At 69.8% G+C, this 15480-nt stretch carries 14 protein-coding genes; 5 read left to right on the top strand and 9 right to left on the bottom strand.

Annotated features, from left to right (window positions below; all coding sequences use genetic code 11):
- Positions 1-158: 158 nt before the first annotated feature.
- The 5 genes from AC0KTA_RS26760 to AC0KTA_RS26740 form a co-directional block, all read right to left on the bottom strand.
- Positions 159-1307, bottom strand: coding sequence for a DUF475 domain-containing protein (locus AC0KTA_RS26760; RefSeq protein WP_481050765.1), 1149 nt, complete (start codon positions 1305-1307; stop codon positions 159-161).
- A gap of 64 nt (positions 1308-1371) precedes the next feature.
- The gene (locus AC0KTA_RS26755; protein WP_164325432.1) at positions 1372-1947 is read right to left on the bottom strand and encodes a TerD family protein; all 576 of its coding nucleotides are present in this window, start codon (positions 1945-1947) and stop codon (positions 1372-1374) included.
- A 158-nt stretch (positions 1948-2105) separates the two neighbouring features.
- Positions 2106-2681 (bottom strand): TerD family protein, encoded by a 576-nt coding sequence (locus AC0KTA_RS26750; protein WP_016642563.1) that lies wholly within the window; start codon positions 2679-2681, stop codon positions 2106-2108.
- 197 nt (positions 2682-2878) lie between these two features.
- Entirely contained in the window at positions 2879-3337 is a 459-nt protein-coding gene (locus AC0KTA_RS26745) for a peroxiredoxin (protein ID WP_481050764.1), read from the bottom strand.
- A 380-nt stretch (positions 3338-3717) separates the two neighbouring features.
- A complete protein-coding gene (locus AC0KTA_RS26740) occupies positions 3718-4149 on the bottom strand; it encodes a DUF3052 domain-containing protein (RefSeq protein ID WP_481050763.1) in 432 nt (143 codons plus the stop codon).
- Positions 4150-4556: 407 nt separating this feature from the next.
- On the opposite strand from AC0KTA_RS26740, the gene aceE reads away from it, so the two are divergent.
- Both aceE and AC0KTA_RS26730 read left to right on the top strand, forming a co-directional pair.
- The gene (gene aceE, locus AC0KTA_RS26735) at positions 4557-7304 is read left to right on the top strand and encodes a pyruvate dehydrogenase (acetyl-transferring), homodimeric type (RefSeq protein WP_481050762.1); all 2748 of its coding nucleotides are present in this window, start codon (positions 4557-4559) and stop codon (positions 7302-7304) included.
- A 114-nt stretch (positions 7305-7418) separates the two neighbouring features.
- Positions 7419-8261 (top strand): potassium channel family protein, encoded by an 843-nt coding sequence (locus tag AC0KTA_RS26730; RefSeq protein WP_481050761.1) that lies wholly within the window; start codon positions 7419-7421, stop codon positions 8259-8261.
- Here AC0KTA_RS26730 and AC0KTA_RS26725 read toward each other — a convergent pair.
- Entirely contained in the window at positions 8242-8643 is a 402-nt protein-coding gene (locus tag AC0KTA_RS26725; RefSeq protein ID WP_481050760.1) for a peptidase inhibitor family I36 protein, read from the bottom strand. The genes AC0KTA_RS26730 and AC0KTA_RS26725 overlap by 20 nt on opposite strands.
- A gap of 226 nt (positions 8644-8869) precedes the next feature.
- On the bottom strand, positions 8870-10363 hold the full coding sequence (locus AC0KTA_RS26720) for an MFS transporter (RefSeq protein ID WP_481056571.1): 1494 nt from the start codon (positions 10361-10363) through the stop codon (positions 8870-8872).
- A 264-nt stretch (positions 10364-10627) separates the two neighbouring features.
- Here AC0KTA_RS26720 and AC0KTA_RS26715 point away from each other — a divergent pair, with 264 nt between their 5' ends.
- The 3 genes from AC0KTA_RS26715 to AC0KTA_RS26705 all read left to right on the top strand — a co-directional run bounded on the left by AC0KTA_RS26715 (position 10628) and on the right by AC0KTA_RS26705 (position 13737).
- The gene (locus AC0KTA_RS26715; protein ID WP_481050759.1) at positions 10628-11260 is read left to right on the top strand and encodes a TetR/AcrR family transcriptional regulator; all 633 of its coding nucleotides are present in this window, start codon (positions 10628-10630) and stop codon (positions 11258-11260) included.
- Between the two features lie 323 nt (positions 11261-11583).
- Positions 11584-12795 carry an alpha/beta hydrolase gene (locus tag AC0KTA_RS26710; protein WP_481050758.1) on the top strand — a complete coding sequence of 404 codons (1212 nt, stop codon included), beginning with the start codon at positions 11584-11586 and terminating at the stop codon, positions 12793-12795.
- Between the two features lie 66 nt (positions 12796-12861).
- Positions 12862-13737 carry a DUF4429 domain-containing protein gene (locus tag AC0KTA_RS26705; RefSeq protein WP_481056570.1) on the top strand — a complete coding sequence of 292 codons (876 nt, stop codon included), beginning with the start codon at positions 12862-12864 and terminating at the stop codon, positions 13735-13737.
- A gap of 176 nt (positions 13738-13913) precedes the next feature.
- Here AC0KTA_RS26705 and AC0KTA_RS26700 read toward each other — a convergent pair whose 3' ends face one another.
- A complete protein-coding gene (locus AC0KTA_RS26700) occupies positions 13914-14921 on the bottom strand; it encodes an aldo/keto reductase (RefSeq protein WP_481050757.1) in 1008 nt (335 codons plus the stop codon).
- Between the two features lie 34 nt (positions 14922-14955).
- The gene (locus tag AC0KTA_RS26695; protein WP_481050756.1) at positions 14956-15459 is read right to left on the bottom strand and encodes a MerR family transcriptional regulator; all 504 of its coding nucleotides are present in this window, start codon (positions 15457-15459) and stop codon (positions 14956-14958) included.
- Between the last annotated feature and the right edge of the window lie 21 nt (positions 15460-15480).

The raw sequence follows: 15480 nt of genomic DNA, 5'->3' as shown, positions 1-15480 counted from the left end.
CGCCTCAACTGCCGCCCCGCACAAGAGCGTTCCTCACCGAAGCGGGCCCCACACGTCCGGATCCCGAAGTCGGCTCACCGTACGCCACGCCACGTACGCCGATGGCGGCGCCCCCACGTCGGGGACGCCGCCATCGCGGTGTTCGAGCGGAGGCGCCGCTAGACGCCGGAGGAGACCTCGGCCTTGTCGCCCGAGCCCGTGTCGTTGCCCTCCGCGGCCGCCAGGGCCTTGTTGCGGCGGACCGACGACCAGAAGGACGCGCCGATGAGGAGCACACCGATGGAGCCGGTGATGAGCTCGTGGATCTCGTACTGGATGGTGATGAGCAGGACCGCGGCGAGGGCGCCGATGGCGTAGTGCGCGCCGTGCTCCAGGTAGACGTAGTCGTCGAGGGTGCCCTGGCGGACCAGGTAGACCGTCAGCGACCGGACGTACATCGCGCCGATGCCGAGGCCGAGCGCCATCAGGACGATGTCGTTGGTGACGGCGAAGGCGCCGATGACGCCGTCGAAGGAGAAGGACGCGTCCAGGACCTCCAGGTAGAGGAACATGAAGAACGCGGCCTTGCCGGAGAGCGCGATCGCCGAGACGGGCTTGCCCTTCGCCTTTGCCTCTTCCTCCTCCTCGTGCTCGCGCTCCTCCTCTTCCTCGAGTTTGTCCTCGAAGTAGCCGGAGAGGCCGCCCACCACCAGATAGGTGATGAGGCCCGCGACACCTGAGATCAGGACGGTCTCCGCCTTGTCCGCATGGGTGCCGCCGTGCTGGTGGGCGTGCTTGGCGAAGGTCATGGCGGTGGCCGCGAGCACGATCAGCGCGACGCAGACCGAGAGCATGTCGATCTTGCCGAGCTTGGCCAGCGGGCGCTCCAGCCAGCCGAGCCACTTGATGTCCCTGTCCTCGAAGACGAAGTCGAGGAAGATCATCAGCAGGAACATGCCGCCGAAGGCGGCGATGGACGGGTGCGCGTCCGTGACCAGCTGCTGATACTGGTCCTTGTCGTTGAGCGCGAGCTTGACCGCTTCGATCGGGCCCATGCTCGCGCTGACGGCGACGATCACGACCGGGAAAACGAGGCGCATGCCGAACACGGCGATGAGGATGCCGATTGTGAGGAAGATTTTCTGCCAGAAGGCATTCATCTTCTTCAGGATTCCGGCGTTGACCACCGCGTTGTCGAAGGACAGCGAGATCTCGAGGATGGACAGGATCGCCACGATCCCGAACGCCGTCCACCCCCCGAAGAGCACCGCTGCGACCAAGCCGAGCGCAGTAACTGCGAACGACCAGCCGAAGGTTTTCAGTACCACTGGCTACCCAATCGTGTGTGTACGGGCTCCCGTGTAGCGGTCTCCCCCGCGCCGGTCCCCGGCTTTACGAAACATTGACTCCGAAGTCTAGAGCGATGCCTCGCAGGCCGGACGCGTACCCCTGCCCGACGGCGCGGAACTTCCACTCGCCGCCGTAGCGATAGACCTCGCCGAAGATCATCGCGGTCTCCGTGGAGGCGTCCTCACTGAGGTCGTAGCGGGCGAGCTCCTGGCCGTCTGCCTGGTTCACCACGCGGATGAAGGCGTTGCTGACCTGGCCGAATGTCTGGCCCCGGTTGTCCGCCTCGTGGATGGAGACGGGGAAGACGATCTTGTCGCAGTGCGCCGGGACCTGGGAGAGGTCGATGATCAGCGACTCGTCGTCGCCCTCGCCCTCACCGGTCAGGTTGTCGCCGGTGTGCTCGACGGAGCCGTCCGGGCTCGTCAGGTTGTTGTAGAACACGAACCATTCGTCACCGAGGACCCGGCCGGACTGGCACATCAGGGCACTGGCGTCGAGGTCGAACGGGGCTCCGGTGGTGGAGCGAGCGTCCCAGCCGAGGCCGACCATCACCTTGGTGAGATCGGGAGCGGCCTTGGACAGGGAGACATTGCCTCCCTTGGCGAGCGTGACGCCCATGATGCTGGTCCTCCCCGAGGTGCTGAGCGTTGGGCCGCCGCCGGCCCCGGCGCGGCGGGCGGGGCACGGCGGCCATGCGGTGCCTAGCGCGTCCGGCGCCGCACTCGCGTGTGCGGCGCCGGACGACCCAGGCGATGGGTGGTGCTGAACTGCTCGGCTCAGACGTTGACGCCGAAGTCCTGCGCGATGCCGCGCAGGCCCGAGGCATACCCCTGGCCGACGGCGCGGAACTTCCACTCCGCGCCGTGACGGTAGAGCTCGCCGAAGACCATGGCGGTCTCCGTGGAGGCGTCCTCCGAGAGGTCATAGCGGGCGAGCTCCGCCTCGCCGGCCTGGTTCACCACGCGGATGAAGGCGTTGCGGACCTGGCCGAAGGACTGCTGGCGGTTCTCGGCGTCGTAGATGGAGACCGGGAAGACGATCTTCTCGATGTCCGCCGGGACGGCCGCGAGGTTGACCTTGATCTGCTCGTCGTCGCCCTCGCCCTCACCGGTGATGTTGTCGCCGGTGTGCTCCACGGAGCCGTCCGGGCTCTTCAGGTTGTTGAAGAACACGAAGTTGGCGTCACTGCTGACCTTGCCCTCCGCGTTCGTCAGGATGGCGCTGGCGTCCAGGTCGAAGTCCGTGCCGGTGGTGGTACGGACGTCCCAGCCGAGGCCGACCGTGACGGCGGTCAGGCCAGGCGCCTCCTTGCTCAGCGATACGTTGCCGCCCTTGCTGAGGCTGACTCCCACGAGTCCTCCCAATTGGTGTCCAGGGGCGGGGAGCCCCAGTCGTGCTTGCCATCGGATCAACGTGTGGATCCTAGTGACCGGTTCCCGGTGGCCACAGGCTCCGCACCCCAAGAAATCACAGGGTGTTGCGTCAGGGGTTCGTCAGGGTGGCGTGTCAGCGGCTTCAGAGGCTGTGTCCGAGACCTCGGAGACCGGCCTCAGAGGCTCTCGAGCGCCTTGACGTAGTCGTTCAGGTCCCGCGCGTCGGGCAGGCCGTTGACCACGGTCCAGCGCACCACGCCGTCCTTGTCGATGATGAAGGTGCCGCGCACCGCACAGCCCTTGTCCTCGTCGAAGACTCCGTACGCGCGCGAGGTCTCGCCGTGCGGCCAGAAGTCCGACAGGAGCGGATACTCCAGGCCCTCCTGCTCGGCGAAGACGCGCAGGGTGTGGATGGAGTCGTTCGAGACGGCGAGGAGCTGGGTGTCGTCGTTGACGAACTTCGGCAGTTCGTCGCGCAGGGCGCAGAGCTCGCCGGTGCAGACCCCGGTGAACGCGAACGGGTAGAAGAGCAGCACCACGTTCTTCTGCCCCCGGAAGTCCGCGAGCCGCACCGTGCGTCCGTGGTTGTCCTTCAGCTCGAACTCGGGCGCGTGTACGCCCACCTCGAGAGCCACGAATACCCACTTCCCTTCGCCTAGGCCGATTGGGGTGCCCCCAGCGTACGGGCGGCGGCCGTCTGGGCCCTGCGCGGGGCGCCCCAGTCCCACCCCTTCCCGTAACCAGGGGGCTCCGCCCCCTGGACCCCCGCTGATCGCCGCTCCGCGGCTCGTCCTCAAACGCCGGACGGGCTGAAACATCGCCGGGGCGGGCTGAAAGTTACCGGAGCGTGCCGTCTACGTCCCGTAGGGCAAGCCAGGGCGGGCGGGTGGGGAAAAGCCCGTCCGGCGTTTGAGGACGGGCGCGGCAGCGCGACAAGGCGCGCACACGCACGTGAGGCCCCCGACGGACGAACCGTCGGGGACCTCACGGGACTCAGCAGTGGGCCTGCGGCCTGCTATCGCTTCTTGGCAGCCGCCTTAGGCGTATTCAGCCGCGAGCCGTTCCAGTCCTTGCCCGCGTTGATGCTCTTGGTCTGGGACAGCCCGGCCGTGGTGGAGGCCTCACCGATCTCGCTGGGCTCGACGTAGCCGTCGCGCCCGGTCTTCGGTGTGAGGAGGAGGATCGAGCCGCCTTCTTCCATGTACGCGATGGCATCCACCAGCGCATCAGTCAGGTCCCCGTCGTCCTCACGGAACCAGAGCACCACAGCATCAGCCACGTCGTCGTAGTCCTCGTCGACGAGCTCGGTGCCGGTGGCCTGCTCGATGGCCTCGCGGAGCTCCTGGTCGACGTCGTCGTCGTAGCCGATCTCCTGGACCACCATGTCGGGCTGGAAACCCAGCCTTACGGCAAGGTTCGTCTCCGCGTGGTCCGCGGTCGCGCTCACGGATTGCCTCCTGATCGTGTTCTTGGGAATGCCTTGCAGCCCCGCGCGTGCGCGGGGCATTGGTCGTAGTCCACACGGGCGGGACGGATCGCGCAAGTACCCGGCCGCCGAGACCGCCGAAACGGTGACGTTCCCGACCGTGTCACCTCAACTGTCGCCACATCCGGAAGGGGCCGAGAGGCTCCACGGAGCCGCTGGACGGGATGGGCGTATCGTTGCGATTTGGCCGAGCCTACCCCAGGGACGGCGGCCGTCGTCCCGGTTACCTGGAGGTAGAGATGACGTTTCCCGCACCGGGGTAGACGATGGTGAGCGTCGTACGCAAGAGCCCAGAGAGTCCAGAGCAGAGCCCAGCCAGAGCACGAATCCGCTCGCGCGCACGCGCGACATCACAGCGAAGGAACAGCGTGGCTTCCGGATCCGATCGCAACCCGATCATCATTGGCGGCCTTCCCAGCCAGGTCCCGGATTTCGATCCAGAAGAGACCCAGGAATGGCTCGACTCCCTCGACGCCGCCGTCGACGAGCGCGGCCGTGAGCGGGCCCGCTATCTCATGCTCCGACTGATCGAGCGGGCCCGCGAGAAGCGCGTGGCCGTGCCCGAGATGCGCAGCACGGACTACGTCAACACGATCGCCACCAAGGACGAGCCGTTCTTCCCGGGCAACGAGGAGATCGAGCGCAAGGTCCTGAACGCGACGCGCTGGAACGCCGCGGTGATGGTCTCGCGGGCCCAGCGTCCCGGCATCGGAGTCGGCGGCCACATCGCGACCTTCGCCTCCTCGGCCTCGCTGTACGACGTGGGGTTCAACCACTTCTTCCGCGGCAAGGACGAGGGCGACGGCGGCGACCAGATCTTCTTCCAGGGGCACGCGTCCCCCGGCATCTATGCCCGCGCCTTCCTCCTGGACCGGCTCTCCGAGGGGCAGCTCGACGGCTTCCGGCAGGAGAAGTCGAAGGCTCCCAACGGCCTGTCGTCGTATCCCCACCCGCGCCTGATGCCGGACTTCTGGGAGTTCCCGACGGTCTCCATGGGCCTCGGCCCGCTCGGCGCGATCTTCCAGGCGCGGATGAACCGCTATATGGAGGCGCGCGGCATCGCCGACACCTCCAAGTCGCACGTCTGGGCGTTCCTGGGCGACGGCGAGATGGACGAGCCGGAGTCGCTCGGCCAGCTCTCCATCGCCGCGCGCGAGGGGCTCGACAACCTCACGTTCGTCGTCAACTGCAATCTGCAGCGCCTCGACGGCCCGGTGCGCGGCAACGGCAAGATCATCCAGGAGCTGGAGTCGCAGTTCCGGGGCGCCGGATGGAACGTCATCAAGCTGGTGTGGGACCGCAGTTGGGACCCGCTGCTCGCGCAGGACCGGGACGGCGTGCTCGTCAACAGGATGAACACGACGCCCGACGGTCAGTACCAGACGTACGCCACCGAGACCGGCGCCTACATCCGCGACCACTTCTTCGGCGACGATCAGCGGCTGCGCGCGATGGTCGAGAACATGACCGACGACCAGATCCTGCACCTGGGGCGCGGCGGCCACGACCACCGGAAGATCTTCGCGGCGTTCTCGGCGGCCAAGGAGCACAAGGGCCAGCCGACGGTCATCCTGGCCAAGACGATCAAGGGCTGGACGCTCGGACCGAACTTCGAGGGCCGCAACGCCACGCACCAGATGAAGAAGCTCACGGTCGACGACCTCAAGGGCTTCCGCGACCGCCTGCACCTGCCGATCACGGACAAGCAGCTCGAGGACGGGCCGCCCCCCTATTACCACCCGGGGCGCAACTCCGAAGAGATCCAGTACATGCACGACCGCCGCAAGGGTCTCGGCGGCTATGTCCCGACCCGGGTCGTGCGTGCGAAGCCGCTGTCGCTGCCCGAGGACAAGACGTACGCGTCCGTGAAGAAGGGCTCCGGTCAGCAGTCCATCGCCACGACCATGGCGTTCGTACGGCTCCTCAAGGACCTCATGCGGGACAAGGAGATCGGCAAGCGGTTCGTGCTGATCGCGCCCGATGAGTACCGCACCTTCGGCATGGACTCGTTCTTCCCGAGTGCGAAGATCTACAACCCGCTCGGCCAGCAGTACGAGTCCGTGGACCGGGAGCTGCTGCTCGCCTACAAGGAGTCCCCGACCGGGCAGATGCTGCACGACGGCATCTCCGAGGCGGGCTGCACGGCGTCCCTGATCGCCGCGGGCTCGGCCTACGCCACGCACGGCGAACCGCTGATCCCGGTGTACGTCTTCTACTCGATGTTCGGATTCCAGCGCACCGGCGATCAGTTCTGGCAGATGGCCGACCAGCTCGCGCGTGGTTTCGTCCTGGGCGCGACCGCCGGCCGCACGACCCTGACCGGCGAGGGGCTCCAGCACGCCGACGGGCACTCGCAGTTGCTCGCCTCCACCAACCCGGGCTGTGTCGCCTACGACCCGGCCTTCGGCTTCGAGATCGCCCATATCGTCAAGGACGGTCTGCGCCGGATGTACGGCGAGACGGCGGACGGCAAGCCGGGCGAGGACGTCTTCTACTACCTCACCGTCTACAACGAGCCGATCCAGCACCCGGCGGAGCCGGACGACGTGGACGTCGAGGGCATCCTCAAGGGCATCCACCGCTTCAAGGCCGGGGAGCACGGCGCCATTCCGGCCCAGATCATGGCCTCGGGCGTCGCGGTGCCCTGGGCCCTGGAGGCGCAGCGGATCCTGGCCTCGGAGTGGAACGTCAAGGCGGACGTCTGGTCGGCGACCTCCTGGAACGAGCTGCGCCGCGAGGCCGTCGACGCGGAGCGGCACAACCTGCTGCATCCGGAGGAGGAGCAGCGCGTGCCGTACGTGACGCGGAAGCTCTCCGGGTCCGAGGGGCCGTTCGTGGCCGTCTCCGACTGGATGCGGAGCGTGCCCGACCAGATCTCCCGCTGGGTGCCCGGCACTTATCAGTCGCTGGGCGCGGACGGCTTCGGGTTCGCGGACACGCGTGGTGCGGCCCGGCGTTACTTCCACATCGACGCGCAGTCCATCGTGGTCGCGGTCCTCACGGAGCTGGCCCGCGAGGGCAAGGTCGACCGCTCCCTCCTGAAGCAGGCGATCGACCGCTATCAGCTCCTGGACGTCGCGGCGGCCGACCCGGGCGCCGCCGGGGGCGACGCGTGACACCTGACCCTGGCGCCGACATAAACGCTGGCGCTGGCGCATAACACCTCCGTCCGGTGAAGGGCGGTGGGCCGCGGGGCCCGCCGCCCTTCACCGTTTCCTTACGATGCGGTCATGAGGGATGAGACGGCACAGCCGACAGAGCCGGAGCAGCCGGCGCCGGAGGCGGCGCAGGTCCGCTGGGAACGCCGCACCCAGCGTCCGCTGCTCGCGCTCGCCGTGGCGTTCGCCGTCGCCTACGCCGTGCCCATAGTGCGGCCCGAGGCGGGCGAGTCGGTGACGCGGGCCTGCACCGCGGTGGAGTGGTTCGTCTGGGGCGTGTTCGCCGCGGACTATGTGGTGCGGCTCGCTCTCGCCGAGCGCCGCGCGCGCTTCGTACGCACGCACTGGCTCGACCTGTGCGCCGTCGTACTGCCGATGATCCAGCCGCTGCGGCTGCTGCGGCTGGTCTCGACGCTGCTGCTCGTGGGGCGGCGGGCCCGGATGGCGTCGCAGATCAAGCTGACGACGTATGTGGTGGGCGCCGTCGTGGGGCTGCTGATGTTCGGCTCGCTGGCCGTGCTCTCGGTGGAGCGGGAGTCGCCGGACGGCAACATCAAGACGCTCGGCGACGCCGTGTGGTGGTCGTTCACCACGATGACGACCGTGGGCTACGGCGACCACGCGCCGACGACCGGGCTCGGCCGGGTCCTCGCGGTCGGCCTGATGCTGTCGGGCATCGCGCTGCTCGGTGTCGTCACCGCCAACATCGCGGCGTGGTTCATCGCCCGCTTCGAGAAGGACGACGCCGAGGAGCGCCGCCAGACCGCCGCGATCGAGGCCCTCACCGCGGAGGTCACGGCCCTGCGCGCGCAGGTGAGCGCGCTGTCCGGGGCGGCCGTGACCGCCACCGTGCCGCGTCAGCCGTCCGGTCAGGACGCCGTCGGCGGCGCCCCTGTCAACGCTCCCAGATCTTGAAGGCCCGCACCCGATACGGCGACTCGGGCGCCCATGTGCCGTTGCCCGGATAGGTGTTGAACTCCGCCGTCTCGTCGCACTCGGCCGACTGATACGTCGTGACGGGCCGGCCGGTGCGGTTGGCGAGGGCCGCCGCGCCGCCCCCCTCCGGCAGCGCGACGCAGCTCTCGATGTCCGTACCGGCCAGCTCGTACGTATGCCGCTGGCCCTTGAAGTCCGCCTTCTCCCAGAGGCAGAGCTCACCCGGGCCGCAGCCGCGGAGCCGCGGTGGTCCGGCGGCTCCGGCGTGCGCGGGCGTCAGGACCGCCGCGGCCAGGGCGGCCGTCGTCAGTGCCAGGACGGCCGCGGTGGCGGGCATGGCGGAACGCATGGTCGTACGCATGTGCATCAACCCCCGTGTCGTGTCGCTCACTTGACGCCACTCTCGGCGGTTGGGGCCGGGGGCGGAAAGGGGTTTTCGTACGGCTCACCCTGATAGGCGAAAGCCCCCCGAGCGGACCCGGAGGGCTTTCCCTCAGACGGCTTCATTTGACGGCGGGGTTCACCCCTAGGGGGCACCGCAGGGAGCAACTGAGGGGACCACCGCGGCCGGCAGGCGGCCACCGCCGCTAGATGTGCGCCCCGCCCGCCCCCGCCTCCGCGTTCGCCCCGCGCTTGGTGAGGGTCGCGACGACCGCCGCGATCACGCCGACGACGCCCGCGACGGTGAAGGCCACGCCCATGCCCGACATGAAGGTGTCGTGCACGACGTCCGAGATCTTGGCGAAGACGCCCTGGTCGACGCCGGGCGCCTTGGCGATCTGCTCCGGCACGGAACCCGTCGCGGCGGCCTTGTCGAGGCCGGGCGGCGGGGTGCCGGGCAGGCCCGCGTCCTGCCAGTTGCCCTTGAGGTCGGAGTCGACGGTGTTGGACATCACCGCGCCGAGCACCGCCGTGCCGAGACTGCCGCCGACCTGCATGCCCGCCTGCTGGAGGCCGCCCGCGACACCGGAGAGCTCCAACGGGGCGTTGCCCACGATGACTTCGGTGGCGCCGACCATGACCGGGGCGAGGCCGAGGCCGAGGAGCGCGAACCAGACCGACATCGGCAGCGTGCCGGTCCCCGTCGTCATGGTCGTCATGCCGAACATCGCGACCGCGGTGCAGACCATGCCGCCCACCAGCGGGATCCGCGGCCCGAACCGGGTGATCAGGGCGCCCGCGAGCGGCGAGGAGACGATCATCATGGCCGTCAGCGGGAGCAGGTGCAGGCCGCTGTCGACCGGGCTCATGCCGTGCACGTTCTGCAGGTAGAAGGTGACGAAGAACAGGCCGCCCATGAAGGCGAAGGCCATCAGGACCATCAGGGCGGTGCCCGCGGACAGCGGCACCGAGCGGAACAGGCCGAGCGGGATCAGCGGCTCCGCGACCCGCTTCTCCCAGAGGGCGAACAGGACGAAGCACACGACCGACGCGCCCAGGAACGCCCAGGTCCTGCCGCTGCCCCAGCCCCACGGGTCGCCCGCCTTGATGAGCGCCCAGATCAGCGCGAACATCGCGGCCGAGAGCAGCACGATGCCGGGTATGTCGAAGGAGCGCGGCGCCTTCTCGGCCCGGTGGTCCAGGAGGATCAGCAGGCCGAGGGCCAGCGCGAGGGCGCCGACCGGCACGTTGATGAAGAACACCGACTGCCAGTTGACGTGCTCGACCAGGACACCGCCGAGGATGGGGCCGCCCGCGGTGGAGGCGCCGATGACCATGCCCCAGATGCCGATGGCCATGTTCAGCTTCTCGGCCGGGAAGGTGGCCCGCAGCAGGCCGAGCGCCGCCGGCATCAGCAGCGCGCCGAACAGCCCCTGGAGCACGCGGAAGGCGATGACCAGGGAGACGCTGCCGGACAGGCCGATGGCCCCGGAGGCGAGGGCGAAGCCGACGACGCCGATGAGGAAGGTCTGCCGGTGGCCGAAGCGGTCACCGAGCTTGCCGGCCGTGATGAGGGCGACGGCGAGCGCCAGCAGATAGCCGTTGGTGATCCATTGGACGTCCGCGAGGGAGGCGCCCAGGTCCTTGGTGATGGCGGGGTTGGCGACCGCGACGATCGTGCCGTCCAGGGCCACCATCATCACGCCGATCGCGACGGCGAACAGCGTGAGCCATGGGTGACCGCGAAGTCCCTTGACCGGGGCCGGAGTCGGCACGGGCTCCGGCGCCTTGTCCGCCTTGTCGACGGTGGTCTGTCCTGTCATGCGCCGAGAGTAGAGTCAGCCGCTGACACTTGACAAAGGGATTCAGAAGTCGGTCGCTGTCATTTGACTCACAGGGCGGTCGCCGCGGGTATGGTGAGCCGGCGAAACGGGTGGGAAATCGGGAGAAACGGGGTGCAGGGCGTGACCGGTCCGGGCTTGCGTGAACGCAAGAAGCAGCGCACGCGGGACGCGTTGCTGCGGGTGGCGCTCGAACTGTTCACCAGCAAGGGGTTCGAGGAGACGACGGTCGACGAGATCGTCGAGGCCGTCGACGTCTCGCAGCGCACGTTCTTCCGGCACTTCGCGGGCAAGCAGGAGGCCGCGTTCGCCATGCACGAGATGGTGGAGGCGCGGTTCGTGCGGGCACTGCGCGAACGCCCCGCCGACGAGGGCCCGTTGGCGGCACTGCGCGGGGCCGTGCTCGGCTCCTGGGACGCGGTGGGCGAGTCCATCGAGGCGGTCGTCCCGGTCGAACTCCACATGCGCACCTACCAGATGATCGAGTCGACCCCCTCCCTGCTCGCCGTCCACCTGCGCCGCTCCATCGAGATGGAGGAGCAGCTCGCGGGCGTGATCGCCGAGCGTGAGGGCGTCGACCTCGCCACCGACACGCGCCCGCGCGTGGCGGTCGCCGCGTTCGGCGGCGTCATGCGGGCCACCGGGCGGATGTGGGGCGCGGGCGAGGACATCAGCGTCGCGTCGATCCGGGCGATCACGGAGGCGCATCTGGACCACCTGGGGCCCGCGCTCGCGGAGGACTGGCGCGAGCGCTGAGCGCCCTTCGGTCACCGTTGCGCCCGTACGCCGACGACACCCCTGACCTCGCCTCGTACGCCGAACTCGTGCGCGGAACCTGTACGCCGACGCCGTACGCCGAACCCGTACGCCGACAACACCCCCACCCCACTTCTACGTTGAGTGACCGCAGCGCACTCCGTGTCACCGTGCGCCGCACTCGCGCCACCCGCACGCTCCGCACACACAGGGTGACGAGCGCGCCCGAGAAGTGTCCGGTTCACCACAATTACCCCTCTGGAAACGTGATCTGCCTCACCCCGTGCGCGGGAGGCAGCGCGCTTCTCCTAGGGTGTCCCGCAGTGACTTCCTTCGACTCCTCCCCTCAACTCGGCGTTTGGCGCGCTCTGCTCGCGCTCACCGTGGTCTTCGTCATGCTCGCGACCACCGGCTGGACCGCGGTGCGCCAGCACAGAGGCGCCGCCTCGCCGCTCGAAGCCGCTGTCTCCGCCTGGGAGCGGGGACGCATCGACGGCCGGGACCTGCCCGACGCCGATGGTCCGGCCGCCAGGCTCGCGCACTTCTTCGCCTCCCTCACGGCACACCAGCGCGACCGGCTCGCCGCCCGCTATCCCCTGGCGGTCGGCAACATGAACGGCGCCCCCGTACAGCTGCGTTATCAGGCGAACCGCATCGCCCTGCGCGAAGCGCGCGCCATCGAACGGGAACGCATGCACGACGACCGCCTCTCCCCCGTCGGGAAACAGGAGGCCGAACGCCGGATGAAGCGGTTCGGCGTGATGATGCGCCCGGACCGCCAGGTGCTCGCCTTCGACCCGATGGGCTCGGGACGCATGGCCGAGGTCTACGGAGACCTCGACCGGGCCGGACGCGTATCGGTCGTGGTGCCCGGAGTCGACACGAACGTCCTCACCTTCGAACGCACCCAGCGCAAGTACGCGGCCCCCGTCGGCATGGCGCAGTCCCTGTACCGCGCGGAGCGTGCGGCGAACCCCCGCGCGCGTACCGCCGTGATCGCCTGGGCCGACTACACCGCGCCCGTCGGCCTCGGCGTGGACGCGGCCACCTCCATGCGCGCCGACGACGGGGCGGTGCGCCTCGACTCGATGGTGCGCGCGCTGCCCGGCCGGACCGCGGTGGCGCTGTACTGCCACAGCTACGGCTCCGTGGTGTGCGGGGTCGCGGCCCGCCGGCTGCCGCCGCGGGTCACGGACATCGCGGTCGCGGGCAGCCCCGGCATGCGCGCCGACAGCGCCTCCGGCCTCGGCTCGCACGCGCGGATCTGGGCCGCACGGGACAGCGACGACTGGATCCAGGATGTGCCGCACATGGAAGTCGGCGGGCTCGGCCACGGCGCCGACCCCGTCTCCGACGGCTTCGGCGCGCGCGTGGTCTCCGCCGACCGCGCCCGGGGCCACACCGGCTACTTCGAGCCGGGCACGGACAGCCTCAGCAACTTCGCCGAGATCGGCGTCGGCGCCTACGACGACGTGCGCTGCGCCGACGGGGACGGGGCCTGCCGGGAAAGCATTTCCGGCGAGGCGACGGCCTGACGCGCGTAGAAATCGATGAAACGGCGGCCCGCCGCAGGAGAGACGGAGAAGCGCGTGCCGCATACGATGAGCCGCATGGGTGATGTACTGGCCGGATTTCACGCCGCCTGGGAGTTCGAGTCCGACTCCGTGCTCATCCGCTTCGAACGGGGGATCCGTACGCCGAAGCTGTTCCAGGCTCTCGGTGAGCGCCGCATCCCTCATGAGGCGATCGCGGGGGTGACGCTCACACCGGGCAAGCGCGGGACGACGGTCCTGCACGCCGTCCCGAGACCGGGCGCCGACCCGCTCATGGAGGCGGCGGCGGGACAGCTCAAGGACGGCTCGGATCCGTACCGCCTGGTGCTGCCGGCCGAGCGCGAGACGCTCGCCGAGTACTACGCGGACGAGCTGCACGCCGCGCTCCCCGCGGACGACCCGGGCCCGGCGGACCGCCACCTGGTGGCCGCGCCCGAGGCGCCGCTGCAGTTCAAGGCGTACGACGGGAAGGCGTCCTTCGACGGCAAGTCGGTGGCCTTCCGCTGGTTCTGGACGGGGGCCTCGTCGGCGAAGTGGAAGGCCGGTGACCAGAGTTTCCTGGTCACCGACCTGAGCGGGGTCGAGTGGCGCTCACCGGAGGTCTTCGAGGGCCATCTGCGGCTGCTGCGCCGCGAGGCGCCGGTGGCGCAGCCCGCGCAGGCGGACCAGGACCCGGCGGCCGTCGTGTTCGGCCTCGGCTACGGGCCGGTGCACGAGTCGCTGCCGTTCGCCGCGTCTGTCCTCGCGGCGGTACGGGCGTCGGGGCCCGCGCCCGCCGCGATCCCCGCCGCCGCACCGGCCGTCCGGCGTGACCCCGCCGATATCGCCGAGCGCATCCGCCATCTCGGCGAGTTGCATCAGGCGGGGCTGCTTACGGATGACGAGTTCACGGCCAAGAAGGCGGAGCTGCTAGCCGAGCTTTAGCTGGCCCCTGGGCCTTGGGCTGCCCGCCCACCGGGCTGGTGGGTGGCCTTGTTCGGCGGGTGCGGCCGCGTTGTGGCTGGTCGCGCCCCGCGGCGGAGCCGCAGATGTGACAGCCCCGCGCCCCTTTGGGGCGCGCCTCCTGCGGGTGCGTCGTGCTGGTCCCCCCTTTTACGGGGCTACTCCCTGCCCGCCGACGCGAACGTCATGTCCGCGTAGCGGTCTCCCGCTACGCGGGCCGCGATCGGGTCCAGGAGGGCTAGTTCTTCGGTCGTCAGGTCGATGTGGGTGGCCGCGGTGTTCTCCTCCAGGCGGGTGCGCTTGCGGGTGCCGGGGATCGGTACCACCGGCAGGCCGTGGATCTGGGCCCGCTGCTGCACCCAGGCCAGGGCGATCTGGGCCAGGGTCGCGTCGTGCGCGGCGGCGATGGTGCGCACCGGCTCCAGGAGCACCGCGTTGGCGGCGGCGTTGGCGCCGGTGAAGCGGGGCTGCCTGCGGCGGAAGTCGTCCTCGCCCAGCTCCTTGTCGGCGCTGACGAAGGCCCCGGTGAGGAAGCCGCGGCCGAGCGGGGAGTACGGCACGAGGGTCACGCCGAGCTCGGCGGCGGCCGGGACGACGGCGCGCTCGATGTCGCGGCTGAACAGCGACCACTCCGACTGCAGGGCCGCGATGGGGTGCACGGCGTGGGCGGCGCGCAGCTCGTCGCCGGTGACCTCGCTGAGCCCGAGGTGCTTGACCTTGCCGGCGGCGACCAGCTCGGCCATCACGCCGACCGTCTCCTCGATCGGCACCTTCGGGTCCCGGCGGTGCATGTAGTAGAGGTCGATGGCGTCCACGCCGAGGCGGCGCAGGCTGGCGTCGACGCAGCCGCGGATGTAGTCCGGGGAGTTGTTGATGATCCGCTTCACCGGGTCGTCCGGGTCCATGGACAGGGCGAACTTGGTGGCGATGACGATGTCGTCGCGGTGCGCCCCGACGAAGGGGGCGAGGAACTCCTCGTTCTCCCCGTTGGCGTACGCGTCGGCGGTGTCGTAGAGCGTGACGCCCAGCTCCAGGGCCCGCTCCAGGGTGGCGCGCGCCTCGACGGCGTCCGTGGGGCCGTACGCGAAGCTCATGCCCATGCAGCCGAGGCCCTGCACGCCGACCTCGGGTCCTTGCGTACCGAGCCGTGCGGTGGTGATGCTCACTGTGGTCCGTGCCTCCGGTGTCGTCTGTCGTCCGTCAGTGACCGTCGGACGCGGTGTGCGCCAGGTCGGCGTGCGCCGCGCGGTCGGAGTAGATGTCGATCTTGTGGTCGAGGACGGCGAGCGTGTCCTGGAGCTCCGCGATCCGGGACCGCACGTCGTGGCGGGTCCGCTCGAGGAGGTCCCGGCGCTGCGCGAAGGTGTGGTCGCCCTCGCGCACCAGCTCGGCGTAGCGCACCATGTCCGCGACCGGCATGCCGGTCAGGCGCAGCTTGCCGACGAGGCGCAGCCAGTCCAGGTCGCGGTTGCGGTAGCGGCGCTGGCCGGTGTGGGAGCGGTCGATGTGCGGCATCAGGCCGATCCGCTCGTACCAGCGCAGGGTGTGCGCGGTCAGTCCGGTCACCGCGACGACCTCGCTGATCGTGTAGTGGTCCTGGCCCTCCGGGCGCGGATGCGGGGGCGGGGGCGTGGCGCAGACCTCGGGCGCGGTCGGGTCCGCCCGGTCTCGGGTGGGTGCGGGGGTGGTCTCCATCACCGTCATGGCCCCCACGCTAGATCCTTG

The organism is Streptomyces sp. Y309 (assembly GCF_056712025.1).
The sequence above is the reverse complement of the archived record's forward strand: the minus strand, read 5'-3'. Positions and strand labels throughout refer to the sequence as shown.